Origin of the sequence: Bacillus sp. Pc3 (assembly GCF_000815145.1) — a bacterium.
GTDB classification, from domain to species: domain Bacteria; phylum Bacillota; class Bacilli; order Bacillales; family Bacillaceae; genus Bacillus; species Bacillus velezensis.
The window spans coordinates 3,197,813-3,223,517 of record NZ_CP010406.1; the positions used below are offsets into that span (position 1 = coordinate 3,197,813).

The following is a 25,705-nucleotide window of genomic DNA, read 5'->3' on the forward strand; positions in this document are numbered from 1 at the left end:
ATAAGTCAATACTCGATTTATTGCGAATTTATATTTACTTTTGTTATGGTAGCATAAATATCATACGATGTACCGTTTTCATTAAAGGAGTAAAAAAAATGATATATTTAGACAACAGCTCAACGACCGAGCCGTATGAAGAGGTTTTGGAAGTGTATAAACAGACGAGCAGCCGTTATTTCGGCAACCCTTCGTCTCTGCACCAGTTAGGAACTGAGACGGAACAGCTCCTTGAAGCGGCCGCTCAGCAAATAAAAAAAACCTTACGTTTAAAAAATCATGATATTGTATTTACATCAGGCGCGACTGAAGCGAATAACGCGGCGTTAAAGGGAGCGGCCTGGGCAAACATGAGTAAAGGAAGACATATCATTGCTTCGGCGATTGAGCATCCTTCTGTGACGGAGACGCTTGATCAGCTGACGGAGTTGTTCGGCTTTGAAGTCACATATCTTCCGGCCGATCAAAACGGCTTCGTTTCTTTGAAAGACGTCAAATCGGCTATCAGGCCGGATACGATAATCGTCAGCGTCATGCATGTCAATAACGAAGTCGGCTCCATTCAGCCCGTAAAGGAAATCGGCGGGTTTTTAAAGCAGCACCGGAATATTCTGTTTCATGTTGATCATGTGCAGGGCATTCATAAAGTTCCCCTGTCTATAGAAGAAGCGGGCATTGACCTTTGCACCGTTTCAGGGCATAAGTTTCACGGCTTAAAAGGGACCGGAGCGCTTATCGTCAAAAAAGGAACGCGGCTCATTCCGCTTATAACGGGCGGCTCGCAGCAAAAAGGCGTCCGCGCCGGAACGGAACACACGGCAGGCGCCGTTTCCCTTGCGAAAGCGATCAATCTTTCTGCGCGTGACATGAACGAGCGGCTTTCTTCCGTGGAGGCTGCCAAGAATGCGCTCATGGAAAGGCTGAGCGGGACGGACGGGGTCGTCATCAACACCCCCGCCGAAAACAGCGCGCCGCATATCATTAATTTTTCCGTTCCGGGCGTGAAGGCGGAAGTGCTGCTGCACATGCTTGAGGAAAAAGGAATATATGTCTCCACAACCGCGGCATGTTCGGCAAGAGAGCACAAACCGAGCCGTGTTCTTCTGCAAATGAATAAAGGCGAACAGATTGCATCAAGCAGCATAAGAGTCAGCCTGAACTTCAGCCATACAGCTGACATCACGGAGCCGTTTATGGCCGCGCTGGTGCCGGCTGTTCAAAAACTAAAAAAAATGATGAGGTAGCATATGAATTACGATCATATTTTAATCCGTTTTGGTGAAATATCCACAAAAGGAAAAAACAGACGCAGTTTTATTGAAAGATTAAAACAGAATATCCGCCTGGTATTAAAGGATTATAAAAAAGTAAAATACTTTTCAAACCGGGACCGGATGTCAATTACACTTAATGGAGAAAACCCGGAGGAAATTTGTTCCTTATTAAAGAATATATTCGGCATTCAAAGCTTTAGTCTCGCAATTAAATGCGAAAGCAAGCTGGAAGACATTAAAAAAACGGCTTTAGCCGCGATAGAAGGCGAATATAAACCGGGGAATACGTTTAAGGTCGAGACCAAACGGGCTTACAAACAGTTTGAATTAGATACGAATGCGATGAACGCTGAAATCGGCGGCCATATTTTGAAAAACACGGATGGATTAACCGTCGATGTGAAACATCCCGATATTCCGCTTCGGATTGAAATCAGGGAGGAAGCGACATTCCTGACCATTCGTAACGAAAAAGGCGCCGGAGGCCTTCCTGTCGGTTCCGCGGGTAAAGCGATGCTGATGCTTTCCGGCGGTTTTGACAGTCCGGTCGCCGGTTTTTACGCGATGAAACGGGGATTATCAGTTGAAGCCGTACATTTCTTCAGTCCGCCGTATACGAGTGAACGGGCAAAGCAGAAAGTCATGGATCTCGCGGGATGCCTCGCGAAGTTCGGCGGCAGTATGACACTTCATATCGTGCCGTTTACAAAGACGCAGGAACTCATCCAAAAACAAATCCCGGAGAACTATACGATGACGGCGACGCGGCGTCTTATGCTGCAAATCGCGGACAGAATCAGAGAAGAACGGAAAGCGCTCGCGATCATTACGGGAGAAAGCCTCGGGCAGGTAGCGAGCCAGACGCTTGAAAGCATGTATGCGATCAATGCGGTGACGGCAACGCCGGTTTTGCGCCCTTTAATCGGAATGGACAAAACAGAAATCATCGAGAAATCAAAAGAAATCGGCACTTATGAAACAAGCATTCAGCCGTTTGAAGACTGCTGCACCATCTTTACGCCGCCAAGTCCGAAGACACGTCCGAAAAAAGAAAAAATCGAGCACTTCGAAAGCTTCGTTGATTTTGAACCGCTGATTGCAGAGGCCGCTGCCGGCATCGAAACCATCACTGTTTACTCGGAGCAGGAAGCTCACGATAAGTTTGCCGGCCTGTTTTAAAACTGTATACAATTACCAAAGTTTTTTTGAATGAAGACATGTGTTTTATCACATTCTATACTCACAAGGAGGTGATACACATGTCACAACAATCAAACAGCGGAAACAGCAACCAGCTTTTAGTGCCAGGCGCTGCTCAAGCTATCGACCAAATGAAGTATGAAATCGCTTCTGAATTCGGTGTAAACCTTGGACCGGAAACAACTTCTCGCGCCAACGGTTCTGTCGGTGGAGAAATCACAAAACGTCTTGTCTCTTTTGCTCAGCAAAGCATGGGCGGAAGCAGCCAGCAGCAGTTTTAATCACAACTTCACATAATGGCTAAGAGAGCGGGGAATTCCCCGCTCTTTTTTCATGGGAATAGATAGAAGGCGGGAAGCAATTTATGCATATTTTTATTGTAATGGCCTATGTTTATGTATAATGGGGAAAGAAAGTGAGGAGTTGTTCGTGTTAAAACGAGAAGATTTAATCGCCCCAAAGAACTATAACCTTGTAAATGAAATCGAAAAGTTCAGCCGTTCCAAAGAGAAGAACGCGCTTATTTGGGAAGATCAAACAGGCGGCAAGAAAGTCTGGACGTATGAAAAATTGATGGAAGAAACGAATAAAATCGGAGCCCGCCTGAAAGGTCTCGGATTTGACAAAGGCGATAAGCTGATTGTCATGGTTCCGAGAGTGCTTGAAGCGTATGCCGTTTATTTAGCGATCTTAAAAGCGGGGATGGTCGTCATTCCTTGCTCGGAAATGCTGCGCGCCAAAGACCTTGAATACCGGATCAAACACGCCGAAGTGAAAGGCGCTATCGTTTATCCTTCATTTATAAACGCGTTTGACGAGGTAAATACTGATCAGCTGGTGACATTGTCAATCGGTGAAAATGATGCCGGCTGGAAAAACCTCCTAACGATTGAAGCGGACGGAGACAGTTTTCAAACAGCTGATACAACAAGAGAAGACATGGCGTTTTTGTCCTATACTTCAGGCACGACCGGCCAGCCTAAAGGCGTTGTACATACACACGGCTGGGCCTTTGCCCATTTAAAAACATCAGCCGGTGCATGGCTGGATATTTCTGAAGACGATACAGTGTGGGCCACCGCGGCGCCCGGCTGGCAGAAATGGGTGTGGAGCCCGCTGCTCGCCGTTCTGGGAAGCGGCGCGACAGGATTCATTTATCACGGCAGATTCAGCGCCAAGACGTATTTAGAGCTGCTGGAGCGCCATCAAGTAAATGTCTTCTGCTGTACCCCGACGGAATACCGCCTGATGGCAAAAGTGGAGGAGTTAGACAAATATGACCTTTCTGGCCTTCACAGCGCAGTTTCTGCGGGTGAGCCATTAAACCGGGAAGTCATTGACGTATTCCGAAAGCATTTCGGCATTAAAGTGAGAGACGGATACGGCCAAACGGAGAGCACCCTGTTAGTCGGCGTCCTGAAGGATATGGATATTAAGCCGGGAAGCATGGGCAAACCGACCCCTGGAAATCAAGTGGAGATTATAAACGATAAAGGCGAAATATGCGAAACTGGCGAAACGGGCGATATCGCCGTGCATTTGAGCACACCGGCCTTATTCAAAGAATATTATAAAGATCCCGAAAGAACGAAAAAGCAGATTCGCGGAGATTACTTTCTTACAGGAGACCGCGCGAAAAAAGACGAGGACGGCTACTTTTGGTTTGAGAGCCGCAATGATGACATCATCGTCAGCTCCGGATATACAATCGGGCCTTTTGAAGTAGAGGACGCGCTTGTGAAGCATCCGGAAGTGAAAGAATGTGCCGTCGTGGCGAGCCCGGATGAAATCAGAGGTTCAATCGTAAAAGCCTATGTCGTTTTACAAGACGATGAAAAGCGCAGTGACGAACTTGTCAAAGAACTGCAAAACCACGTAAAAACGATTACGGCGCCTTACAAATATCCGAGAGAAATTGAGTTTGTCGAAAGCCTGCCGAAAACGGCGTCCGCAAAAATCAGACGTGTGGAGCTGAGACAGCGTGAAGAACGGCTGAAGGCTGATAAAAAAGCATAATACAGGATAAAGGGTGAGCGGGGATGAAAGCGATTTGGCACGGCGGCACCATCTATACAATGCTGGACAAGAATCATGTCACTGAAGCCATTTATACCGAAGAAGGCGTCATCAGGCAGACGGGCAGCTTCCGGGAGCTCCAAGGAACATACGGTTCGCCTGATACGGAGGAAATCGATTTACATGGGGCTGTCATGTTCCCGGGGTTTACGGACAGTCATATGCATTTAATCGGACACGGGGAAAAACAGCTTCGCCTCGATTTGTCGCAGCTGACGTCAAAAGAAGCGATACTGCGGGCCGCAAAAGAAGCAGAGCGTGAATTGGAAGATGGCGAATGGCTGATCGGCGAAGGCTGGGATGAAAATCTGTTTGAACAGCCGGATTACGTCACGAAGCATGACCTTGACCCGCTCTTTCCCGACCGCCCCGTCCTGCTGAAGCGGGTATGCCGGCACGCCGCGGCGGTTAATTCGGCCGCATTGCGCGCGGCGGGAATTACAAACGAAACACCTGAACCAAACGGCGGGATTATCGTCCGGGACGGCACCGGTCCGACAGGCCTCCTGCTGGATAAAGCCCAAGAGCTTGTGACACAGGCCCTGCCGCCCGTCTCACTTCACTATGTCAAACGCGCGCTTCAAACGGCGATTACGGACTGCTGGTCAAAAGGCCTGACCGGCGGGCATTCAGAAGATCTGGCATACTACGGAGACGCGTCCGTTCCCGTTGCCGCGTACGAGTCATTAACCGGCAGCGGCCTTTATCCTTTTCGCGCCCATCTGCTCGTTCATCACGAAGCCGTCGACAGCTGGAGCGCTCTGGATAAATCGACCGGACCTTATCTGGAATACGGAGCGATGAAAATTTTTGCTGACGGCGCGCTCGGAGGCAGAACCGCTCTATTGAAAAAGCCTTATCATGATGATCCGTCTGTTTCCGGCGTTCAGGTGCATGATGACGAAATCCTTGCCGCTCTTGTTTATAAAGCGAGAGAGAAAGGGATGGAGATCGCCGTGCACGCGATTGGCGACCTTGCATTTGAAAAGGTGCTGGATGTTATCGAAAGGTACCCGGCAAAGCCCGGACAGCTAGACAGGCTCATTCATGCGCAAGTATTAGATGACGGATTGATTGAAAGAGCCGCCCGGCTGCCGATCGGACTTGATCTTCAGCCGCATTTTGTGGCCAGTGATTTTCCGTGGGTGATTGACAGGCTCGGAGAAGAGCGGATGAAAACGGCATTCGCCTGGAAAACACTGCTGTCAAAAGGGCTGCTGTGCGCCGGAGGTTCAGATGCCCCGATTGAGCCGGCCGATCCGCTTCTGGGCATTCAATCGGCTGTGCTCCGTACGAGCAAGCAGCGCCCGGAAGGTCCGGCCTATTATGAAAAAGAGTGCCTGACCGTGTACGAAGCCGTTCAGCTTTACACGGAGGGAAGCGCGGCCATCATCCATAAAGAACATAGCCGCGGCCGTATCGCCCCCGGCTATGATGCCGACTTTACCGTACTCAGCGGTGATCCGTTCAGGACGGACCCGAAAAAGCTTCATGAATTGGAAGCTGTCAAAACCGTCGTCGGCGGCCGTATCGTATATGAAAAAGAGGACAGGCAGTGATGCCCGTCCTCTTTTTTTATGATAAAAATGATCGCTTTACTTTTTCCCAGAAAGAATTGTCTTTCAGTTTCACCGTTTTGATTTTTTTATCGGATAGTGTAATCTCAACCTTTTTGACATTCCGCGTGCTGAGCGCTTCATTATCAAGCCCGATAATCGGATGCTCATTGCCGTCTTGCACCACCTGCAGTGTCAGCTTCCGGTCTGAGCTTAAAATAAACGAAGATCCGAGTGTACGGTATGTGTTGTTGTTCAACGACGCCAGTTCGGATACCTGCATGCAGGAAATCAAAGGATCAACAACGGCGCCTGAAACAGATTTATTGTAGGCGGTGCTGCCCGTCGGGGTGGAAATGATCATCCCGTCTCCTCTGAACGTCTCAAAATGAAGATCATCAATTAACACATCCATCACAAACGTTTTAATAATGCTTGAACGGATGGAAACCTCGTTTAAACAGTGAAAATGATTGCTGCCGTCCACCGTTACGTGAATGAGCGGGTATTTTCTGACCTCAAGCTGTTCCGCGGTCATGCTGGCCGCCATTTTTTCAGGCTCATCGCTGTGAAAATCACAGTACAAATGGGCTTTCCCTTTTTTAGCGATGCCGACATACAGGCAGTCATCACGGAATCCGGTTTTTCTGACGGCTTGCAGAAATGAGCCGTCGCTGCCGATGCTGGCGATAATTCCGGCATCCTCCGGTTGAGCCGCAACTGTAAAACCGTGCGATTCAGCAAGCTGCTTCAAAGAGCTGACTTGTTCTTTTGTTTCGTTGTTTTGTTTGTGAAAAAAATAAACATTGCGGCGAAGATCGGTCATATCCCCATTCCCCTTTGCTGTCATATTTACGTTTTTCTCCCAGCAGGTATTGTGTTAAAATACCTGTGGCAATAGTGTAACATGTTCCCTGTTTATCCGTTAAGGGAAAGCGCTTCATGAAAAAAATGAATCTTTTTTTACGGGGAAACGTACGAATATTGACAGAAAAGGAGGAGAACAAATGAATGCAAAAAGATGGATTGCGCTCGTCATCGCGCTCGGCATTTTCGGCGTATCAGTCATTGCAAGTGTGACCGTCGGGGTGCTGAAGAATATCGGAGATACAGGGTCTGACTTTGCATCACTGACAGATGACATAGAGGAAGTGACGCTGGATAAGGGCAGCCCCGGCAGTAAAATCGCCGTGCTTGAAGTGGACGGCACGATTGAGGATAACGGCGGGTCCGCTGGCCTGCTCAGCTCAGGCGGGTATGATCACAGATCATTTTTAAAACAGGTTGAGCGTGCGAAAGAAGACAAAAGCGTCAAAGGAATTGTGCTGAAAATCAATTCCCCTGGCGGAGGCGTGTACGAAAGCGCGGAAATACATAAAAAACTGGAAGAACTAAAGAAAGAAACGAAGAAACCGATTTATGTATCCATGGGCTCCATGGCGGCATCGGGAGGCTATTATATTTCAACGGCCGCCGATAAAATCTATGCTTCACCGGAAACGCTCACGGGTTCACTGGGCGTCATCATGGAAAGCGTCAATTATTCCAAGCTCGCCGATGAACTCGGCATCAAGTTTGAAACCATTAAAAGCGGCGCGCATAAAGACATCATGTCCCCGACCCGCGACATGACGAAGGAAGAAAGAAAGATCATGCAGACAATGGTCAACGATTCTTATGAAGGATTTGTCAATGTCATTTCAAAAGGCCGGCACATGTCAAAAGCGGATGTGAAAAAAATTGCCGACGGCCGTGTTTACGACGGCAGACAAGCGAAAAAAATCGGCCTCGTTGATGAGCTCGGTTTTTACGATGATACGATCAGCGCGATGAAAAAGGACCATAAAAATATGAAAAACGCTTCAGTCATCACATACGAGGAAGGATTCGGATTAGGCTCGCTCTTTTCCATGAGCGCAGCGAAAATGTTTAAAAGCGAAATTGATTTTCTGAATATGAAAGAACTCATTTCGCAATCCGGTTCGCCGCGGATGATGTATCTCTATGCAAAGTAGGGGGGAAGAAAGAATGGACGCGACTTACGAAGGCTTTCACGGCAAAGAAGAGGAAGCCGAACAACAGAGGGCGCCCGAGCAGGCATATGCGGGCTTTTGGATCAGGTTTTGGGCGTTTCTTCTTGATTGGCTGGTGGTCTGGGGACTTAACCATCTCATCGTTTCACCGATTTTCACGCTGATGAAGCTCCCGGCAACAAGCGGAATGTTTACAATCTCAGCTTATTCCGTCACAACCCTGATCGTCTACCTCGCCTATTTTGTGTTCATGACGAAATGGTTTCATCAGACACTCGGCAAGATGGTCTTCGGGTTAAAGGTCACTTCTTTGACGCCCGGAAAGCCGCTGACTTGGAGCACCGTCATTTTCAGAGAAGCGGTGGGGCGTTATATCGATAAAATCTGGATTCTCTATATCGTCATTGCGTTTACGCCCAAAAAGCAGGGCATTCATGATCTGATCGCCGACACAACGGTAATTCACGAAGCGCTGTACCGCAAATAAAAGCAGTAAACCCGGAATAAACGTCCGGGTTTATTTTTTTTGGTTTTGGCGATAATGCTGCTAAGGAAGTGAAGCTTATGGGATATGCCGCAGCAGCTGTTATTCTCATTCTCATTTTGGCCTGGCTGCTCATGAGGATGAAAATCCATCTGACTTTCGAATATCTTCACGATAAAGATAACGACAAACTGACGTTTAAACTCTCGGCCTTATACGGGCTGATCCGTATTAAAAAAACGCTGCCCGTCATTAAAGTAAACAGCGAAGACGCGTCAATTGATGTCAAACAGGACACAAAATCAGAAATGAAAGGTCAGAAAAAAGAGAAGAAAAAAATCACATATGAAGATGTCAAACAGAGCATTCACAGAATAGAAATGATTCTGCACCAAGTCTTTCAGATGCGCCAAATCGCCGCTTCATTTCTTGCGGGAGTCCGTGTTACGAAGTTCGAATGGGTGACGGTTATCGGAATAAAGGACGCCGCCGTTACGGGAATCGCCGCCGGCGGATTGTGGGCCGTAAAGGGAGGCCTGACGGCGATGCTGTATGATCATCTGCGTTTCATACATAAACCGGTGTGCGAAGTCATTCCGTCTTTTCAAGTGCCTGCATCCAAGACGCATTTGCAGTGTATATTCTTTTTTCGTTTTGGACATCTTATAGGTGCAGCTTTCAAATTGCTCAAATACGGGCGGAACGGACTTTCTATCATACGAAAGAAACAGCCGGTTCCGGTTGCTTCAAAGAATGATTCATCAGTTTAAGGAGGAGCGCATATGGCAGACCATCCCATTCAAGGTTTAATGAAAACCGCTATGGAAAATTTAAAAGAAATGATTGACGTGAATACAATCATCGGCGATCCTGTTGAAACGCCTGACGGCAGCGTAATCTTAACGGTTTCAAAGGTCGGCTTCGGATTTGCGGCGGGCGGAAGCGAGTTTGGAGGAAAGCCGGCTGAAAAAAGAACCGATGATGATGAAAGAAAAGAGCAGAAGCTCCCGTTCGGCGGCGGAAGCGGCGGCGGAGTATCCATTACGCCGATTGCGTTTCTGATTGTCGGAACAAACGGCGTGCGCATGCTTCATTTAGACGAAAACACCCACCTGATTGATAAACTGTTAGACTCCGCGCCTCAAACGATTGAACGCATCCAGCATATGTTTAAAAAGAATGAAAAAGGCCGGAACCAAAAAAGAACGGATATCGATTTATAACAGAAAAGTTAACTGCCGCCCGCAGTTAGCTTTTTTTACGATGCGGCATAACCTTTGCAGTTTGCATAAAACTCGACTATGATAGAGCTATACATAGATAAAGGGAGGAATCAGAATGGCTGAAATTACATTTAAAGGCGGAGCCGTGACGCTGATCGGACAAGAAGTGAAACCGGGTGACCAAGCTCCTGACTTCACGGTTCTGACAAACGGATTAGAAGAGAAGACATTAGCAGATATGAAAGGGAAAGTAACGATCATATCCGTTATTCCTTCCATTGACACAGGCGTATGTGACGCGCAGACACGCCGCTTCAACGAAGAAGCCGCAAAACTCGGTGATGTGAACGTTTATACAATCAGCGCCGACCTTCCGTTTGCACAAGCGCGCTGGTGCGGAGCGAACGGAATTGATAAAGTGGAAACATTATCGGATCATAAAGAGATGTCATTTGGTGAAGCATTCGGTGTTCACATCAAAGAACTTCGTCTTTTGGCACGTTCCGTATTTGTCCTTGATCAGGACGGAAAAGTCGTTTACGCGGAATACGTAAGCGAAGCGACAAACCACCCGAATTATGAAAAGCCTATCGAAGCTGCAAAAGCGTTAATCAAGTAAAGAGAGAAAAAGAGCTCCGGGTGCTGCCGCGGAGCTCTTTTCATGGCAAGGAGGAAACAGCATGCAACACGACCATGTCGGTCAGATTTATGAACTTTTAGATGAAGCCGCCCAAGTGATAGCAGAAGGCCTTCAGATTTCTTATATTGAGGGGCTTGCGGAAGCGGGAGAAATGTATTTTCTTGAAAAGGCCGACCAGCTTCCGCTTCAGGAAAAGCAAACCGGCGAGCTTAACAGCCTGCTTGCGAAAGCAGACTTCAGAAAGTGGGAGCATGAATGGATCCGCAAGGCGTTCCAGCTCGCCATTTTAAAAGGGCTGAAAGATAAGTCCCATCCGAACAGACAGATGACGCCTGATACGATCGGCATTTTCATCAGTTACCTCGTGAATAAATTTACGGGCGGCCGAAAAGGCCTGACATTGCTGGACCCCGCCTGCGGCACCGGAAATCTTCTGCTGACCGCGGCAAACCAGCTTTCTGACAAAGCGGCAAAAAGCTTCGGCATTGAAATCGACGATGTCCTTCTGAAGATCGCTTATGCTCAGGCGAATCTGCAGGAAAAAGAAATGGAGCTGTTCTGCCAGGACAGTCTTCAGCCGTTATTTATCGAACCGGCCGATGCGGTCATCTGCGATTTGCCGGTCGGCTACTATCCGAATGACGAAGGCGCTGAAGCGTTTGAGCTGAAAGCGGATGAAGGCCACTCTTTTGCTCACCACTTATTTATTGAGCAGAGCGTCAAACATACAAAACCGGGCGGATACTTATTTTTTATGATTCCGAACCATCTGTTTGACAGCGCGCAAAGCGATAAACTGAAGCGGTTTTTTGCGGAAAAAGTGTATATCAACGCCCTTCTTCAGCTGCCGGCTACTATGTTTAAAGACGAAGCGCAGGCAAAGAGCATTTTAATCTTGCAGAAAAAAGGCGAAGACGCAAAGCCGCCGAAACAAGCGCTTTTGGCGAATCTTCCTTCCTTTGCGAACCAGCAGGCGATGCGGGAAATGACGGCAAAATTGGATCAATGGATTCAAAAAGAAAAATAATGGCGAAGAAGCAGTGTGAGATGCAAAATCCCGCACTGCTTTTGCTTTTTAAAATGAATGGAAATCAGGACGATAACACAAATTAAGGAAAGAAAATAACATTTCGTAAGACCGTGCCGTCCATTTGGCACAAATGAAATTTATCAGAAAATATCGACTTCATATTGTAAGCGGTACCAATGTGGATGTTGACTTGAAATGCTGAGTTGACAATGTTTAAATGGAAAAGTCAGATATTTTTTGGACTGCAATTATGGTCTGGGAAAAAAGAACGAACAAACGAAGAAGAATTTTGATAGGAGCGTCATTTATGTCTAAAATTATTGCAATTAACGCAGGAAGCTCATCTTTAAAATTTCAGTTATTCGAAATGCCTTCAGAAAAGGTGCTAACAAAAGGTTTAGTAGAACGGATCGGTATCGCCGACAGCGTTTTCACAATCTCTGTTAACGGCGAAAAAAATACAGAAGTGACAGATATTCCGGATCATGCGGTTGCGGTGAAGATGCTGCTTCACAAGCTGACTGAATTCGGTATTATAAAGGATTTAAATGAAATTGACGGAATCGGCCACCGTGTGGTTCACGGCGGAGAAAAATTCAGCGATTCTGTTTTGCTTACGGATGAAACAATCCGTGAGATTGAAGAGATTTCAGAACTAGCGCCGCTTCACAACCCGGCTAACATCGTCGGCATTAAAGCCTTTAAAGAAGTGCTTCCGAATGTGCCTGCGGTTGCAGTGTTTGATACGGCGTTCCACCAAACGATGCCTGAACAATCTTACCTGTACAGCCTACCGTACGAATACTACGAGAAATACGGCATTCGCAAATACGGTTTCCACGGCACATCTCATAAATACGTGACACAGCGCGCAGCTGAGCTTCTCGGCCGCCCGCTTGAAGATTTGCGTCTGATTTCCTGCCACCTCGGTAACGGCGCAAGTATCGCGGCCGTAGAAGGCGGAAAATCCATTGATACGTCAATGGGCTTCACACCGCTTGCGGGTGTTGCGATGGGAACACGTTCAGGAAACATCGACCCTGCATTGATTCCGTACATTATGGAAAAAACGGATCAGACGGCAGATGAAGTATTAAATACGTTAAATAAAAAGAGCGGACTGCTTGGCGTATCCGGTTTCTCCAGCGACCTACGCGATATCGTGGAAGCTTCAAAAGAAGGAAACGAAAGAGCGGAAACGGCTCTTGAAGTGTTCGCAAGCAGAATCCATAAATACATCGGTTCTTACGCTGCGAGAATGAGCGGCGTTGACGCGATTATTTTCACTGCGGGTATCGGTGAAAACAGCGTTGAAGTCAGAGAACGCGTGCTTCGCGGCTTAGAATTCATGGGTGTATATTGGGATCCTGCGCTGAACAACGTGCGCGGCGAGGAAGCGTTTATCAGCTACCCTCACTCTCCTGTCAAAGTCATGATCATTCCGACTGACGAAGAGGTCATGATCGCACGCGACGTTGTCCGCCTTGCACAGTAATGATCGAAAAAAGCACATCCTTTTAGGGTGTGCTTTTTTATTGAATGCCCCAGAATCAAACGTTACGATATGTTTAATACATAAACGATGAGGTGAAGCAATGAGTGTGCATGAACATAAACAAGAAGCCCCGTCAGCCGTGCGCTGCAAGGTGATCACAGTCAGCGACACGAGAACGAAAGAAACCGACAAAAGCGGGCGCGTCATGATGGACTTCCTCAGGGAAGCGGGATTTGAAACGGTCGCTTATGACATTGTTAAAGATGAAAAAGATGAATTGCAGAAAGCCGTTTTATCCGGCTGTATGGATGAATATACAGATGCGGTGCTGTTAAACGGAGGGACGGGCATTGCCGAAAGGGATGTCACAATTGAAGCGGTCACGCCGCTGTTTTCAAAAGAGCTCCCGGGATTCGGCGAGCTGTTCCGCATGCTGAGCTATACGGAGGACATCGGTTCCGCCGCCATTTTGTCCAGAGCGGCAGCGGGTGTGATCCAAAATACCGCAGTCTTCTGCACGCCCGGCTCTTCAGGCGCCGTAAAGCTTGCAATGAGTAAACTGATTATTCCTGAACTGCCCCATGTGCTCCGGGAAATCCGAAAAGATTTATAAATGTATAAAAAGACTCTGCTCCGCTCAAAAAATTGGGTGGGGTTTTTTTTATAAAAGGCTTGAAAAAACAGAATTTACTTGTTACAGTGTATACATACAAAATGCATTTTTATTAATTAAAACTAATTTTTATACAAAAGGGAGCTTTTAACATGGCAGAACAAAAAAAGGTTGTATTGGCATACTCAGGAGGTCTTGATACTTCTGTAGCGATAAAATGGCTGCAAGAACAGGGATACGATGTTGTTGCCTGTTGCTTAGACGTAGGGGAAGGAAAGGATTTGGCATTCGTTCAGCAAAAAGCGCTGGAAGTAGGCGCCGTAAATTCCTATGTGATTGATGCGAAAGAAGAATTCGCCCGGGAGTACGCGCTCATTTCTATGCAGGCCCATACAATGTATGAAGGCAAGTATCCGCTCGTATCTGCACTATCCCGTCCGTTGATCGCGAAAAAACTCGTTGAAGTCGCGGAAAAGGAAAACGCGGTGGCCGTAGCGCACGGCTGCACGGGAAAAGGCAACGATCAGGTGCGTTTCGAAGTATCCATTAAATCATTAAATCCTGATCTGGAGGTCATTGCTCCGGTTCGTGAGTGGCAATGGTCGCGTGAAGAAGAAATTGAATATGCCGCAAGCCGCGGCATACCGATTCCGATCAATCTTGACAGCCCGTATTCCATCGACCAGAACCTATGGGGACGCGCCAATGAATGCGGTATATTAGAAGACCCGTGGGCGGCGCCGCCTGAAGGGGCATATGACCTGACAGCATCTCTTGAAAACACGCCGGACGTTCCGGAAATCATCGAAATCGCATTTGAAGCCGGTGTTCCGGTTTCAATCGACGGCGTAACCTACCCGCTCGCTGATTTAATTCTCAAGCTGAACGAGACTGCCGGAAAACACGGCATCGGCCGGATTGACCATGTGGAAAACCGCCTGGTCGGCATTAAGTCCCGTGAAGTTTATGAGTGCCCGGGCGCCATGACTTTGATTACGGCTCACAAAGAACTTGAGGATCTGACTTTAGTGAAAGAAGTGGCCCATTTCAAACCGGCAATTGAACAAAAACTGTCTGAAATCATCTATAACGGTTTATGGTTCTCGCCGTTAAAAGACGCGCTGCTTGCATTCTTGAAAGAAACCCAAAAACACGTCACCGGCGTCGTGCGCGTCAAGCTGTTTAAAGGCCATGCCATTGTAGAAGGACGTAAGTCGGAATATTCACTCTACGACGAAAAACTTGCGACATATACAAAAGACGATGCTTTTGACCATCACGCGGCAATCGGTTTCATTGAGCTTTGGGGGCTGCCGACAAAAGTAAACAGCATTGTGAAAAAAAAGGAGCAGATTGAAGCATGAAGAAGCTTTGGGGAGGCCGTTTTCAAAAAACACCGGAAAAGTGGGTCGATGAGTTCGGCGCATCCATCACATTCGACCAAAACTTAGTCAAAGAGGATATTACAGGGTCTCTCGCTCATGCGGCAATGCTGAAAAAATGCGGCATTCTGACGGAAGAAGAAGAAGGCGCCATCCGACAGGGGCTGCAGACCCTCCTGCAAAAAGCAGATGAAGGAACGCTTGAATTCTCTGTTGATTATGAAGATATCCATTTGAATATTGAAAAAATGCTGATCGAAGAAATCGGACCGCTAGGCGGCAAGCTCCATACCGGCAGAAGCCGGAATGACCAGGTGGCGACCGACATGCATTTGTATTTGAAAGATCATGTCTCACATATCATCGTGCTGATTGAACAGTTCCAAAAAGCGCTGATCGAAAAAGCGGAGGCCAATGTCGAGACCATTCTGCCGGGGTACACCCATTTGCAGCGGGCTCAGCCGATTTCTTTCGCCCACCATCTGCTTGCTTATTTTTGGATGCTTGAACGGGATAAAGAGCGTTTTCGCGATGCTATGAAGCGGATTAACATATCGCCGCTCGGATGCGGGGCGCTTGCCGGAACCACGTTTCCGATAGACCGTAACTATTCGGCGGAGCTGCTCGGTTTTGACTCCATTTATGAGAACAGTCTTGACGGAGTCAGTGACAGAGATTTTATTCTCGAGTTTTTAAGCGGCAGCAGCATGCTGATGATGCACCTTTCGCGTTTATCAGAAGAAATCATTCTATGGTGCTCGCAGGAATTCAGATTCATTGAACTGGATGATACGTATGCGACGGGAAGCAGCATGATGCCGCAGAAGAAAAACCCCGACATGGCGGAGCTGATCCGCGGTAAAACCGGACGCGTATACGGTGATATGATGGGGCTTTTCACGATTATGAAAGGGCTCCCGCTCGCTTACAACAAAGACCTGCAGGAAGATAAAGAAGGCATGTTTGACACGGTGAAAACCGTTGAAGGAAGCCTTCAGATTTTCACGGGCATGATTGAAACGATGAAAGTAAACAAAGACATCATGAAACAAGCGACAAAACAAGATTTTTCAAACGCGACGGAACTTGCCGATTATTTAGCTAAAAAAGGCATGCCGTTCAGAGAAGCGCATGAAGTGGTCGGCAAGCTTGTGTACAGCTGCATTGAAAAAGGAATCTATTTAAGTGATATGGCATTTGAAGAATTCCTTCAAGCCAGCAGTCTCTTTGAAGAAGACATCTATACCGTGCTCGATCCGCATCATGCGGTTGAAAAAAGAATGAGCGCCGGCGGAACGGGTTTTCAGCAGGTAGAACAGGCGCTCGTAAAAGCAAAAGCCTGCGCCGGCATTTAATTTGCTGAAATTTCCTTCATATTTTCCCGTCATATCAGACACCCTACATCTATAAAGATGGGAGGTAGAAGGAATGCGCAAAGAACAAGACCGTTACATCTATGATGAAAAAGAAAGTGAAGAAACGGCCAGGCTCATCTCAGAGGCATACGAAAGCGGTTATGTCGGCATGGAGGAAGCCTCTGCTCCTTCAGAAAATTAAGCTGTCTATAAAGACGGCTTTTTTTTCGTGCGGACGAAGTGCAAAAAAGTGATATTGCCGTTTGTTTATAGTAAAGTAGAGGGAGAAACGTCTTGATTTTATTGAAGCGGCAACGTTGCCTGGGGAGGGTATTCAATGTGCGACATGCTCTAATCACTGCCGGTACAAAGGGATTGGGCCGAAAAGTGACTGAAATGCTTCTGGAAAAAGGCTTTTCTGTCACAGTGAATTACAGACAAGACGAAGAAGCGGTCGCCTGTCTGAAGGCGGATTATCCCGGGTGCCATGACAGATTGCAATTCGTTAAGGGCGATGTAACCCGGAAAGAAGATCTCATGCGGATCGCCGATGCAGCCCTTCAGCGGTTTGGAAGGATTGACATACTGATTAACAATGCCGGACCGTACATATTTGAGCGCAAAAAGCTTGCCGATTATTCCGATGACGAATGGTATGACATGCTTGAAGGGAATTTAAGCGCCGTTTTCCATCTGTTTAAAGCGGTTATCCCGGTCATGAGACAGCAGCGGTTCGGCCGGATTATTACATACGGTTTTCAAGGAGCGGATCATGCCCCCGGCTGGCTTCACCGTTCCGCTTTCGGAGCGGCTAAAGTCGGATTGGCTTCGTTAACGAAAACCATTGCGATTGAAGAAGCTGAATCAGGCATTACCGCCAATATGGTCTGCCCGGGTGATATTGTAGGAGATATGAAAGAAGCGTCTATAGAGGAAGCAAGACGGGAAATCGGCAAAGAAAAGACGCCGATCGGCAGGTCCGGAACCGGAGAGGACATTGCGAGAATCATCGCCTTTTTATGTGAAGATGATTCCGATCTTGTAACCGGAACGGTCATTGAAGCAACAGGCGGGCTGAATGTGATTAACAGGCATCAATCCCTGTAAGTTTTTTCGTTTGTCAAAAAGGGAATTTGATAAATATTAATTTTTTATGAGGTGAAAACGATGAAAGTGACTTATCACGGACATTCTGTCATTCAAGTGGAAACGAAAACCCATAACATTATTTTTGATCCGTTTCTGACCGGAAACAGTCTGACAAATTTGAAACCGGAAGAAGTGAAAGCGGATGTCATCCTGCTTACTCACGGACACAATGACCATGTCGGAGATACAGAGCAGATCGCCAAACAAAACGATGCGCTCGTCATTGCGCCGAACGAGCTGGCCGTTTATCTCGGCTTTAAAGGTTTAAACGTCCACCCGATGCATATCGGCGGAGCGCGCCAATTTGATTTCGGTAAAGTGAAACTGACACAGGCATTCCACGGATCGGCGGTCACTGATGAAGAAAACAAAACCATTACGTACACGGGGATGCCGGCCGGGATTTTATTGACGATTGACGGCAAAACGATTTTCCACGCCGGGGACACGGCGCTGTTCTCTGATATGAAACTGATCGGGGAACTGAATCACATTGACTTGGCGTTTCTGCCGATCGGTGATAACTTCACCATGGGCCCTGAAGATGCGAAACTCGCGGCTGAATGGCTGAGAGCGAAACAGGTCGTTCCCGTTCATTACAATACATTTCCTGTCATTGAACAGGACCCTGACGCTTTCGCCGAAAGTCTGCCCGGAGGCGTCGGCAAAGTCATGGCGGTCGGCGAGACCATTGAGCTTGCCTGACATATGTGTCAAAGACCTTCTGAATCAAGCATTCAGAAGGTCTTTTTGTGATGCCGCCTTTTTTCGGGCGTCTCATTGCGAATGAATCCCCCGTACCCTTATAATAAAAGCAGAAGACTGTCCTTAGAGGTGAAACGCTTGGCAACAAAGCATGAACAAATCCTATCATACATAGATTCGCTTCCTGTCGGTGAAAAAATTTCGGTCAGAAGAATTGCGAAAGAAATGAAAGTCAGTGAAGGAACGGCTTACAGAGCCATTAAGGAAGCCGAAAACAAAGGATTCGTTTCCACTATTGAACGTGTGGGGACCATCCGGATTGAACAGAAGAAAAAAGAAAATATTGAAAAGCTGACATACGCCGAGGTCGTCAATGTGATAGACGGCCAGGTGCTCGGCGGAAAAGCCGGTCTGCATAAAACGTTGAACAAGTTTGTGATCGGCGCGATGGAGCTTGACGCGATGATGCGTTATACAGCGGCGGGGAACCTGTTAATCGTCGGGAACCGAATCAACGCCCACCGCCAGGCGCTTGAAGCGGGCGCGGCTGTTTTGGTAACGGGAGGGTTTAATACCGACGACAGCATTATCGAGCTGGCTGATATGCTTGAGCTTCCGATTCTCTCCACGAGTTACGATACCTTTACGGTAGCCGCGATGATCAACCGGGCGATCTATGATCAGCTCATAAAAAAAGAGATTGTGCTCGTGGAAGACATTTTGACGCCCGCAGATCGGACAGTGACGCTGTCCCCTAAGGATAAGCTGGAGAAATGGTACGAAAAGAACTATGAAACCGGACACGGCCGCTTCCCGGTTATCGATCAGCAGATGAAAATCCACGGAATCCTCACATCGAAAGATATCGCGGGGCATGACCGGTCAGTTCCGATTGAAAAAGTAATGACCAAAAACCCTGTCACGGTGATCGGGAAAACATCTGTCGCCTCAGCGGCTCAAATGATGGTTTGGGAAGGAATTGAAGTGCTTCCGGTGACAGACGGGCATCACAAACTGATCGGAATGATCAGCCGCCAGGATGTCTTAAAAGCGCTTCAAATGGTTCAAAAGCAGCCTCAGGTCGGGGAAAAGCTGGATGATATTGTTTCAAGGGGATTTAAAGAAGACGAAGATGACAAAACGCCGGCCGTTTATCAATATGAAGTCACGCCGCAAATGACCAATCAGCTCGGCACGATTTCTTACGGGGTGTTTACGACGATTTTAACCCAGGCCGCCAGCCGATTTTTACGCTCCCGCAAACGCGGCGAGCTGGTCATTGAAAGCATTACGATTTTCTTCCTGAAGCCCGTACAGATGGAGTCGGTCATTGAAGTGAAACCGCGCATTTTAGAGGCGGGCCGGAAATTCGGGAAAATGGAAGTGGAAGTGTCAAGCCAAAGCGGCATCGTTTCAAAAGCGATGCTCATGGTGCAGCTGATGGAGAGAAGTTAAGGGACGCACCCGGGTCCCTTGGCATTCATTATGCGTGGTCCCTCTCCGCTTCCTTTGCGTGGATGGGCTCATAATGCTTATAGGCTTTATACCCGGCCCATGCGCTGCCTGCTCCGATTAAAATGAAGACGCCGCCGATGACCAGGGTCAGGACGGAGTGAAACAGAATCATTTGGTTTACTCCGTACAAAAACACCAGCGCGCCTAATGCCATACTTGATTTAGCCGAAAAACATTCTTTTTCCAGCGCCCGTTTCGTCTGGATTCCTTTTACTTTGTAATACACGTAAAAGCAGGCAGAAAGCCCGATGAGAAAAACAAAAACCAGCATAAATGAAATCCTCCATTATATGAGTTTGCAAAACCGTTTATACCGTTGCTGAAAGATTTTCCTTTTCCATGGATAAAGAGTATGATTAAATGAATAAAAACGAAAAGGAGAAAGCGATGAAATCCGAACTGATCAGAACCATATCATTATATGACACCATTATCTTACATAGACATGTGAGGCCTGACCCGGACGCCTACGGTTCACAGTGCGGCCTTACGGAAATCCTGCGGGAAACGTATCCCGAAAAAAATATTTTTGCCGTCGGACAGCCTGAGCCGTCCTTGTCTTTTTTATATTCCCTCGATGAGGTGGATGACGAAACCTATAAAGATGCTCTTGTCATCGTGTGCGACACCGCAAACCAGGGCAGGATCGACGATCAGCGCTACCATTCCGGCGCAAAGCTCATGAAAATAGACCACCATCCAAATGAAGATCCGTATGGCGATCTGTTATGGGTCGATACGAATGCAAGCTCCGTAAGCGAAATGATCTATGAGCTGTACCTGGAAGGAAAGCAGCACGGCTGGAAACTGAATACGAAAGCAGCTGAGCTGATCTACGCGGGTATCGTCGGTGATACGGGGCGTTTCTTATTCCCGAACACCACAAAAAAGACATTAAAATACGCGGGAGAGCTCATTGAGTTCCCATTTTCATCGTCAGAACTGTTCAATCAATTGTATGAAACAAAATTAAATGTGGTGAAGCTTAACGGCTTTATTTATCAAAATGTGTCACTGTCTGAAAACGGCGTCGCTTCCGTTTTCATTAAAAAAGACATTTTGGAGACATATGGAACCACCGCTTCTGAAGCGTCGCAGCTTGTCGGAACACTCGGAAATATTTCGGGTATCCGCGCTTGGGTGTTTTTCGTAGAAGAAGACGATCAAATCAGAGTCCGGTTCCGTTCAAAAGGTCCGGTCATCAACGGAATTGCCCGGAAATACAATGGCGGCGGACATCCGCTTGCGGCCGGCGCATCCATCTTCAGCTGGGATGAAACCGATCAGATTCTTGCTGATCTGGAAGAGGTATGTAACGAACACAAGTAGAGGGGAGACCCTCTTTCTTAGTGTTCATCTGTCACGGGGATGAACCAGCAGCCGAATTCAGTCAGGTCTTCGTAGACGCGGAGATTACAGATTTGGAGTTCTTTTTTTATGAGGGAAGCGAGTGTGTCTGTTTCTGCATATGCGGAATAGCCTTGTCTGATTCGGGCTGCATGATCTTTTGCCAAGCGTCGTTCACTAAAAACCTCCATTTTCCCTTCCTCCCTTCAGAATCATTGAAAATGTCTCATCTACAGTTTATAAAAAAGCGGAGAAAAAAGCGACAGATCTATGGAAAATTTTTAAAAATGACATAATTACGTCGCAAAAGAAATATGAATTTCGACAGACAATCTCGTATAAATCGTCAGTTCCTTTACTTCAGCTTTAAATTCCTTCTCATTTATGGTGTATATTTTGTTTTCGATCGTCCGTTTTAAAAGTTCCTTTGTTTTATACACGCTTTCAATATCTTTTGTGATGACTTCAGAAATATTATCTTTCACTTGTTCCTCAAATTTCATCTTGTCAGGCTGGGCGATTCTGTATTTTTCCCCATTGATCAGCTTCACATCAACACTTTGGATGAGAAGTCTTTGCTTATTATCCTCATTTAATTTATGAAGATCCTTCTGATAGATGGAGATTTGGTTTTTTAAATCCCGCGCGTGCTCACGCTGCTTTTCAATTAACGTCACTTGTTCTTCCTGAAACGTTCCGTATGTAAACAGAAAGAACAGCCAGCTGACGATGGCTCCGCACATCATTCCCGCAAAAAAACGCTGCCATCCCGGTTTTTTATAATACTCGGGAATTCTCATGATGACATATTCTCCTGGGTCAGCCATGAAATAATCAGCCAGCCGGTCTGCGCGCCGCCCATTGCTGAAATAATTAAAAGAAGCTGTTTGAAGATGTCGCGCGTGTTGCCTTCGAACAGCCCCCGCTCGAAACTGTATACCGCGTCAAATGTTCCCCCGATGGCCGCGACAAGCGCCCAGATCTTCAGCCTGTTCGCCAATTTTGTGATCGCCGTCAGCGGAGGCTCGCCTGATAAATAAGCTCCGAGGCCGCCGATCAGCGCGCCGCCGAGCAACACACCGAGGGCGATAAAATAACTGCTGATGAAATTCGCCATAAATCCGGCTTCCTGATCCATATATACACCACCTCACTTTTCTATCATATTGAGCGAAACGGACAAGTATGATGATGAGTCAAAAAAGAACATTTGTTTCTTAAGAAAACCCGTCTTATAATGTAGAAAGGCAAAATGAACGTATGGGAAAGGAGTGGCGGCATTGTCTTTTGTTCACCTGCAAGTACATAGCGGCTACAGTCTGTTAAACAGCGCCGCTTCTGTAAAAGAGCTTGTTACACAAGCGAAGGAACTCGGATATTCATCATTGGCGCTGACGGACGAAAATGTGATGTACGGCGCCATTGAGTTTTATAAAGCATGCAAATCAAACGGAATGAAGCCGATTATCGGTCTGACGGCTTCTATATACACGGACGATACGGAGCTTGAAGCACACCCGCTCATTCTTTTAGCAGAGACAAACACCGGATATCAGAACCTGGTGAAAATCTCAAGTGCGCTGCAATCCATGGCAAAGGGCGGCATGAAGCGAAAATGGATGAAGAGCTATCATGAGGGGCTGATCGCCATTACGCCCGGTGAAAACGGGTACATTGAAAGCCTGCTTCAAGCCGGGAAGTTTGAAGAAGCGGTCCGGGCTGCCGAAGGATTCCGGGAGCTGTTCGGAGACGGCCGTTTTTATTTAGGGTACCAGCCGTTTAAAGGACATGAGACGTTATCAGAAGAGATTCTCCGCCTGTCAGCCGAAACGGAAATCGCTGTCTGCGCTGCGGGAGATGTCCGTTATATCAAGAAAGAAGATCAAGATGCGTACCGCTGTCTGTGCGCTATTAAAGCCGGAGAGAAGTGGGAGGATCAGAGCGGGAATCTGCCGGACTTATACTTGAGGGCGCCTGAAGAAATGGCAGAGCTTTACACGCGGCATCCGGAAGCGATTGAAGCAGCCGCGCGTATCGCCCGGCAATGCCGGGTCGATGTCAGCCTCGGACAGACACAGCTTCCGTCTTTTCCGGCGCCGGACGGCAAATCAGCCGATGACTATTTGGCGGAGATCTGTCATGAGGGGCTGCGCCTCCGTTTCGGCACTCCTGATGAGCGCGCTGTCCGCCGGCTTGAATATGAGCTGGACGTCATCAGGCGTATGAAATTCAGTGATTATTTTCTCATCGTATGGGACTTTATGAAGTACGCGCATGAAAAGGGCATTGTGACAGGCCCGGGAAGGGGGTCCGCGGCAGGCTCGCTTGTCGCTTACTCCCTTTTCATTACCGACGTGGATCCGCTTAAACATTCTCTGCTGTTTGAGAGATTTCTTAATCCCGAGCGGATCAGCATGCCGGATATTGATATCGATTTCCCTGATACGAGAAGGGATGAGGTCATTCAGTATGTACAAAATAAGTACGGGGCCATGCACGTCGCCCAGATTATCACCTTCGGGACATTGGCCGCAAAGGCGGCGTTAAGGGATACCGGGAGAGTGTTCGGAATCAGCCCGAAAGAAGCCGACCAGCTTGCCCGCCTGATTCCGTCAAAACCGGGAATGACGCTTGATGAAGCGAGGCGGCAGTCCGCTCAGCTGAACAGGCGGCTGTCCGAATCCGCCGTTCTTCATAAAGTGTTTCAGATCGCAAGGAAAATTGAAGGTCTTCCGCGGCACACGTCAACACACGCGGCCGGGGTCGTTCTCAGTAAAGAGCCGCTTTCTGAAGTTGTCCCTCTTCAAGAAGGGCATGACGGCGTGTATTTAACGCAGTATGCGATGGATCACTTGGAAGATCTCGGTCTTTTAAAAATGGACTTTTTAGGTTTGCGCAACCTTACGCTTATTGAATCCATTAAAACGATGATTGAAAAAGAGACGAATACGAAAATTGATTTTTCCGAGATTTCTTATCAGGATGAAAAAACGTTCTCACTATTGTCAAACGGTGATACGACGGGTATTTTCCAGCTGGAATCATCAGGAATGAGAAACGTGCTGAAACGCCTGAAGCCGTCAAGACTGGAAGACATTGTCGCGGTTAACGCGCTTTACAGGCCGGGACCGATGGAAAATATTCCTTTATTTATCGACCGGAAGCACGGGCGGGCGCGTGTGGAAGTGCCGCACGAGGACGTACGAAATATTCTCAGTGACACTTACGGCGTCATCGTCTATCAAGAACAGATAATGATGATCGCCTCGCGCATGGCAGGGTTTTCATTAGGTGAAGCGGATCTGCTCAGACGGGCTGTCAGCAAAAAGCAAAAGGACATTCTGGACAGAGAGCGAAGCCATTTTGTTGAAGGGTGCTTAAAAAAGGAGTATTCTGTAGTCACTGCAAACGAGGTCTACGATCTGATTGTAAAATTCGCTAACTACGGATTCAACAGAAGCCATGCTGTCGCATACAGCATGATCGGCTATCAGCTCGCCTATTTAAAAGCGCATTATCCGTTATATTTTATGTGCGGGCTGTTGACGAGCGTCATCGGCAATGAGGACAAAATATCGCAATATCTGCATGAAGCGAAGGGGAGCGGGATTCAAGTCCTTCCGCCGTCAATAAACAAAAGCGGTTTTCCGTTTGCGCCGGAAAACGGAGCCGTCAGATACAGTTTGCGGGCCGTTAAAAACGTAGGCGTCTCGGCAGTGAAAGATATTTATAAAGCAAGAACACATAAACCGTTCGAGGATCTTTTCGATTTTTGCTTTCGCGTACCTGCAAAAAGCGTGAATCGGAAAGCTATCGAAGCCCTTATATTTTCTGGCGCCATGGACGAATTCAATCAAAATCGCGCCGCCTTGCTGGCCTCCGTTGATGTGGCTTTAGAGCACGCTGAACTGTTTCGTGCAGACGATGACCAAATGGGATTGTTTTTGGAAGAATCGTTCTCCATTAAGCCAAAATATGTAGAGGCTGAGGAATTTCCGCTCGTGGACAAGCTTCGGTTCGAAAAAGAAGCTCTCGGTGTTTATTTCTCAAGCCATCCTTTATCCGCTTTCAGGGATCTCCTGAAAAAACGGGGGGCGCAAGCGATCACAGCAGCGCGGCAGATGCCGAAGGGGCAGCTGTCAATCGGCGCTTTGCTCGCGGGCATCAAAACGATTCGGACAAAGACAGGTCAGCATATGGCGTTTCTCACATTAAGCGATGAAACGGGAGAAATGGAAGCCGTCGTGTTTCCTGACCAATATAGAAGGCTGTCTCCGCTGTTAAAGGAAGGCGCGCTATTATTCGCCGCCGGAAAAATGGAAGAGCGTCAGGAGAAGACACAATTCATCATGTCATCCGCTTCTCTTCTTGAGCAGACGGAGGCAGACAGAGCGCCGTCTGTTTACATCAAAATCGAGGGCAGCCGGCACAATCAGGAGTATTTGGAAAAGATGAAGCGTATTTTACTGGAGCATAAAGGGGAAACCGGCGTTTATCTTTATTATGAAAAAGACAAGCAGACGATCAGGCTGCCGGATACTTTTCATATTCAGGCGGACCATCAGGTGTTATACCGTTTAAAAGAGCTGCTGGGCCGCGAAAACGTCGTGTTAAAATAGTGGTAACAA

General features: G+C 47.5%; 26 protein-coding genes. 21 read left to right on the forward strand and 5 right to left on the reverse strand.

All coding sequences use genetic code 11. The features are described 5' to 3' along the window. Positions 1–98: 98 nt before the first annotated feature. The 5 genes from SB24_RS15405 to SB24_RS15425 all read left to right on the forward strand — a co-directional run bounded on the left by SB24_RS15405 (position 99) and on the right by SB24_RS15425 (position 6,109). Complete coding sequence (locus SB24_RS15405) at positions 99–1,244, forward strand: cysteine desulfurase family protein (RefSeq protein ID WP_039254214.1); 1,146 nt, start codon at positions 99–101, stop codon at positions 1,242–1,244. Positions 1,245–1,247: 3 nt separating this feature from the next. Continuing rightward, positions 1,248–2,453 carry a tRNA uracil 4-sulfurtransferase ThiI gene (gene thiI / locus SB24_RS15410; protein ID WP_015418002.1) on the forward strand — a complete coding sequence of 402 codons (1,206 nt, stop codon included), beginning with the start codon at positions 1,248–1,250 and terminating at the stop codon, positions 2,451–2,453. A gap of 80 nt (positions 2,454–2,533) precedes the next feature. Beyond that, the gene (locus SB24_RS15415) at positions 2,534–2,755 is read left to right on the forward strand and encodes an alpha/beta-type small acid-soluble spore protein (protein ID WP_007408043.1); all 222 of its coding nucleotides are present in this window, start codon (positions 2,534–2,536) and stop codon (positions 2,753–2,755) included. A gap of 148 nt (positions 2,756–2,903) precedes the next feature. Further along, positions 2,904–4,490 (forward strand): acyl-CoA synthetase MbcS, encoded by a 1,587-nt coding sequence (mbcS, locus tag SB24_RS15420; protein ID WP_033574205.1) that lies wholly within the window; start codon positions 2,904–2,906, stop codon positions 4,488–4,490. A gap of 23 nt (positions 4,491–4,513) precedes the next feature. Next, positions 4,514–6,109: an amidohydrolase gene (locus SB24_RS15425; protein ID WP_033574204.1), complete on the forward strand. Its 1,596-nt coding sequence runs from the start codon at positions 4,514–4,516 to the stop codon at positions 6,107–6,109. 16 nt (positions 6,110–6,125) lie between these two features. Here the strand turns inward: SB24_RS15425 and SB24_RS15430 are convergent, their stop codons facing one another. Next, the gene (locus tag SB24_RS15430) at positions 6,126–6,932 is read right to left on the reverse strand and encodes an NAD kinase (RefSeq protein WP_015240378.1); all 807 of its coding nucleotides are present in this window, start codon (positions 6,930–6,932) and stop codon (positions 6,126–6,128) included. Positions 6,933–7,113: 181 nt separating this feature from the next. On the opposite strand from SB24_RS15430, the gene sppA reads away from it, so the two are divergent. The 14 genes from sppA to SB24_RS15495 all read left to right on the forward strand — a co-directional run bounded on the left by sppA (position 7,114) and on the right by SB24_RS15495 (position 19,670). After that, entirely contained in the window at positions 7,114–8,121 is a 1,008-nt protein-coding gene (gene sppA / locus SB24_RS15435; protein ID WP_039254219.1) for a signal peptide peptidase SppA, read from the forward strand. A 13-nt stretch (positions 8,122–8,134) separates the two neighbouring features. After that, positions 8,135–8,626, forward strand: coding sequence for an RDD family protein (locus tag SB24_RS15440; protein ID WP_007408048.1), 492 nt, complete (start codon positions 8,135–8,137; stop codon positions 8,624–8,626). Between the two features lie 77 nt (positions 8,627–8,703). After that, positions 8,704–9,393, forward strand: coding sequence for a DUF2953 domain-containing protein (locus tag SB24_RS15445; protein WP_015417997.1), 690 nt, complete (start codon positions 8,704–8,706; stop codon positions 9,391–9,393). 12 nt (positions 9,394–9,405) lie between these two features. After that, positions 9,406–9,846, forward strand: coding sequence for a GerW family sporulation protein (gene ytfJ, locus SB24_RS15450; RefSeq protein WP_003152423.1), 441 nt, complete (start codon positions 9,406–9,408; stop codon positions 9,844–9,846). A gap of 115 nt (positions 9,847–9,961) precedes the next feature. Then, a complete protein-coding gene (gene tpx / locus SB24_RS15455) occupies positions 9,962–10,465 on the forward strand; it encodes a thiol peroxidase (RefSeq protein WP_007613091.1) in 504 nt (167 codons plus the stop codon). 61 nt (positions 10,466–10,526) lie between these two features. Further along, positions 10,527–11,513, forward strand: coding sequence for a class I SAM-dependent methyltransferase (locus SB24_RS15460; RefSeq protein WP_007408051.1), 987 nt, complete (start codon positions 10,527–10,529; stop codon positions 11,511–11,513). Positions 11,514–11,823: 310 nt separating this feature from the next. Next, positions 11,824–13,011, forward strand: a complete 1,188-nt coding sequence (locus tag SB24_RS15465) for an acetate kinase (RefSeq protein ID WP_007408053.1) — start codon at positions 11,824–11,826, stop codon at positions 13,009–13,011. Between the two features lie 100 nt (positions 13,012–13,111). Continuing rightward, on the forward strand, positions 13,112–13,624 hold the full coding sequence (locus SB24_RS15470) for a MogA/MoaB family molybdenum cofactor biosynthesis protein (protein ID WP_007408054.1): 513 nt from the start codon (positions 13,112–13,114) through the stop codon (positions 13,622–13,624). Positions 13,625–13,776: 152 nt separating this feature from the next. Next, the gene (locus tag SB24_RS15475) at positions 13,777–14,988 is read left to right on the forward strand and encodes an argininosuccinate synthase (protein ID WP_003152428.1); all 1,212 of its coding nucleotides are present in this window, start codon (positions 13,777–13,779) and stop codon (positions 14,986–14,988) included. Further along, positions 14,985–16,361, forward strand: a complete 1,377-nt coding sequence (gene argH / locus SB24_RS15480; protein ID WP_039254221.1) for an argininosuccinate lyase — start codon at positions 14,985–14,987, stop codon at positions 16,359–16,361. The genes SB24_RS15475 and argH overlap by 4 nt, the downstream gene beginning before the upstream one ends. Positions 16,362–16,434: 73 nt before the next feature. After that, positions 16,435–16,563, forward strand: coding sequence for a hypothetical protein (locus tag SB24_RS20540; RefSeq protein ID WP_007408056.1), 129 nt, complete (start codon positions 16,435–16,437; stop codon positions 16,561–16,563). A gap of 137 nt (positions 16,564–16,700) precedes the next feature. After that, positions 16,701–17,468, forward strand: a complete 768-nt coding sequence (locus tag SB24_RS15485; protein WP_039254223.1) for an SDR family oxidoreductase — start codon at positions 16,701–16,703, stop codon at positions 17,466–17,468. A gap of 60 nt (positions 17,469–17,528) precedes the next feature. Beyond that, complete coding sequence (locus tag SB24_RS15490; RefSeq protein WP_016938592.1) at positions 17,529–18,215, forward strand: metal-dependent hydrolase; 687 nt, start codon at positions 17,529–17,531, stop codon at positions 18,213–18,215. A gap of 138 nt (positions 18,216–18,353) precedes the next feature. Further along, complete coding sequence (locus tag SB24_RS15495; RefSeq protein ID WP_012118175.1) at positions 18,354–19,670, forward strand: CBS domain-containing protein; 1,317 nt, start codon at positions 18,354–18,356, stop codon at positions 19,668–19,670. 28 nt (positions 19,671–19,698) lie between these two features. Here the strand turns inward: SB24_RS15495 and SB24_RS15500 are convergent, their stop codons facing one another. After that, positions 19,699–20,001, reverse strand: coding sequence for a YtpI family protein (locus SB24_RS15500; RefSeq protein ID WP_007408059.1), 303 nt, complete (start codon positions 19,999–20,001; stop codon positions 19,699–19,701). A 116-nt stretch (positions 20,002–20,117) separates the two neighbouring features. On the opposite strand from SB24_RS15500, the gene SB24_RS15505 reads away from it, so the two are divergent. Continuing rightward, entirely contained in the window at positions 20,118–21,059 is a 942-nt protein-coding gene (locus tag SB24_RS15505) for a DHH family phosphoesterase (RefSeq protein WP_031379139.1), read from the forward strand. Positions 21,060–21,076: 17 nt separating this feature from the next. On the opposite strand, the gene SB24_RS15510 is transcribed toward SB24_RS15505, so the two are convergent. The 3 genes from SB24_RS15510 to SB24_RS15520 all read right to left on the reverse strand — a co-directional run bounded on the left by SB24_RS15510 (position 21,077) and on the right by SB24_RS15520 (position 22,215). Next, the gene (locus SB24_RS15510) at positions 21,077–21,268 is read right to left on the reverse strand and encodes a YtzJ family protein (RefSeq protein WP_003152436.1); all 192 of its coding nucleotides are present in this window, start codon (positions 21,266–21,268) and stop codon (positions 21,077–21,079) included. 105 nt (positions 21,269–21,373) lie between these two features. Next, a complete protein-coding gene (gene ytrI / locus SB24_RS15515) occupies positions 21,374–21,877 on the reverse strand; it encodes a sporulation membrane protein YtrI (RefSeq protein ID WP_007408062.1) in 504 nt (167 codons plus the stop codon). Next, a complete protein-coding gene (locus SB24_RS15520; RefSeq protein ID WP_003152438.1) occupies positions 21,874–22,215 on the reverse strand; it encodes a sporulation membrane protein YtrH in 342 nt (113 codons plus the stop codon). The genes ytrI and SB24_RS15520 overlap by 4 nt, the downstream gene beginning before the upstream one ends. 142 nt (positions 22,216–22,357) lie before the next feature. On the opposite strand from SB24_RS15520, the gene dnaE reads away from it, so the two are divergent. After that, positions 22,358–25,696 (forward strand): DNA polymerase III subunit alpha, encoded by a 3,339-nt coding sequence (gene dnaE / locus SB24_RS15525; protein WP_039254229.1) that lies wholly within the window; start codon positions 22,358–22,360, stop codon positions 25,694–25,696. Positions 25,697–25,705 lie beyond the last annotated feature (9 nt).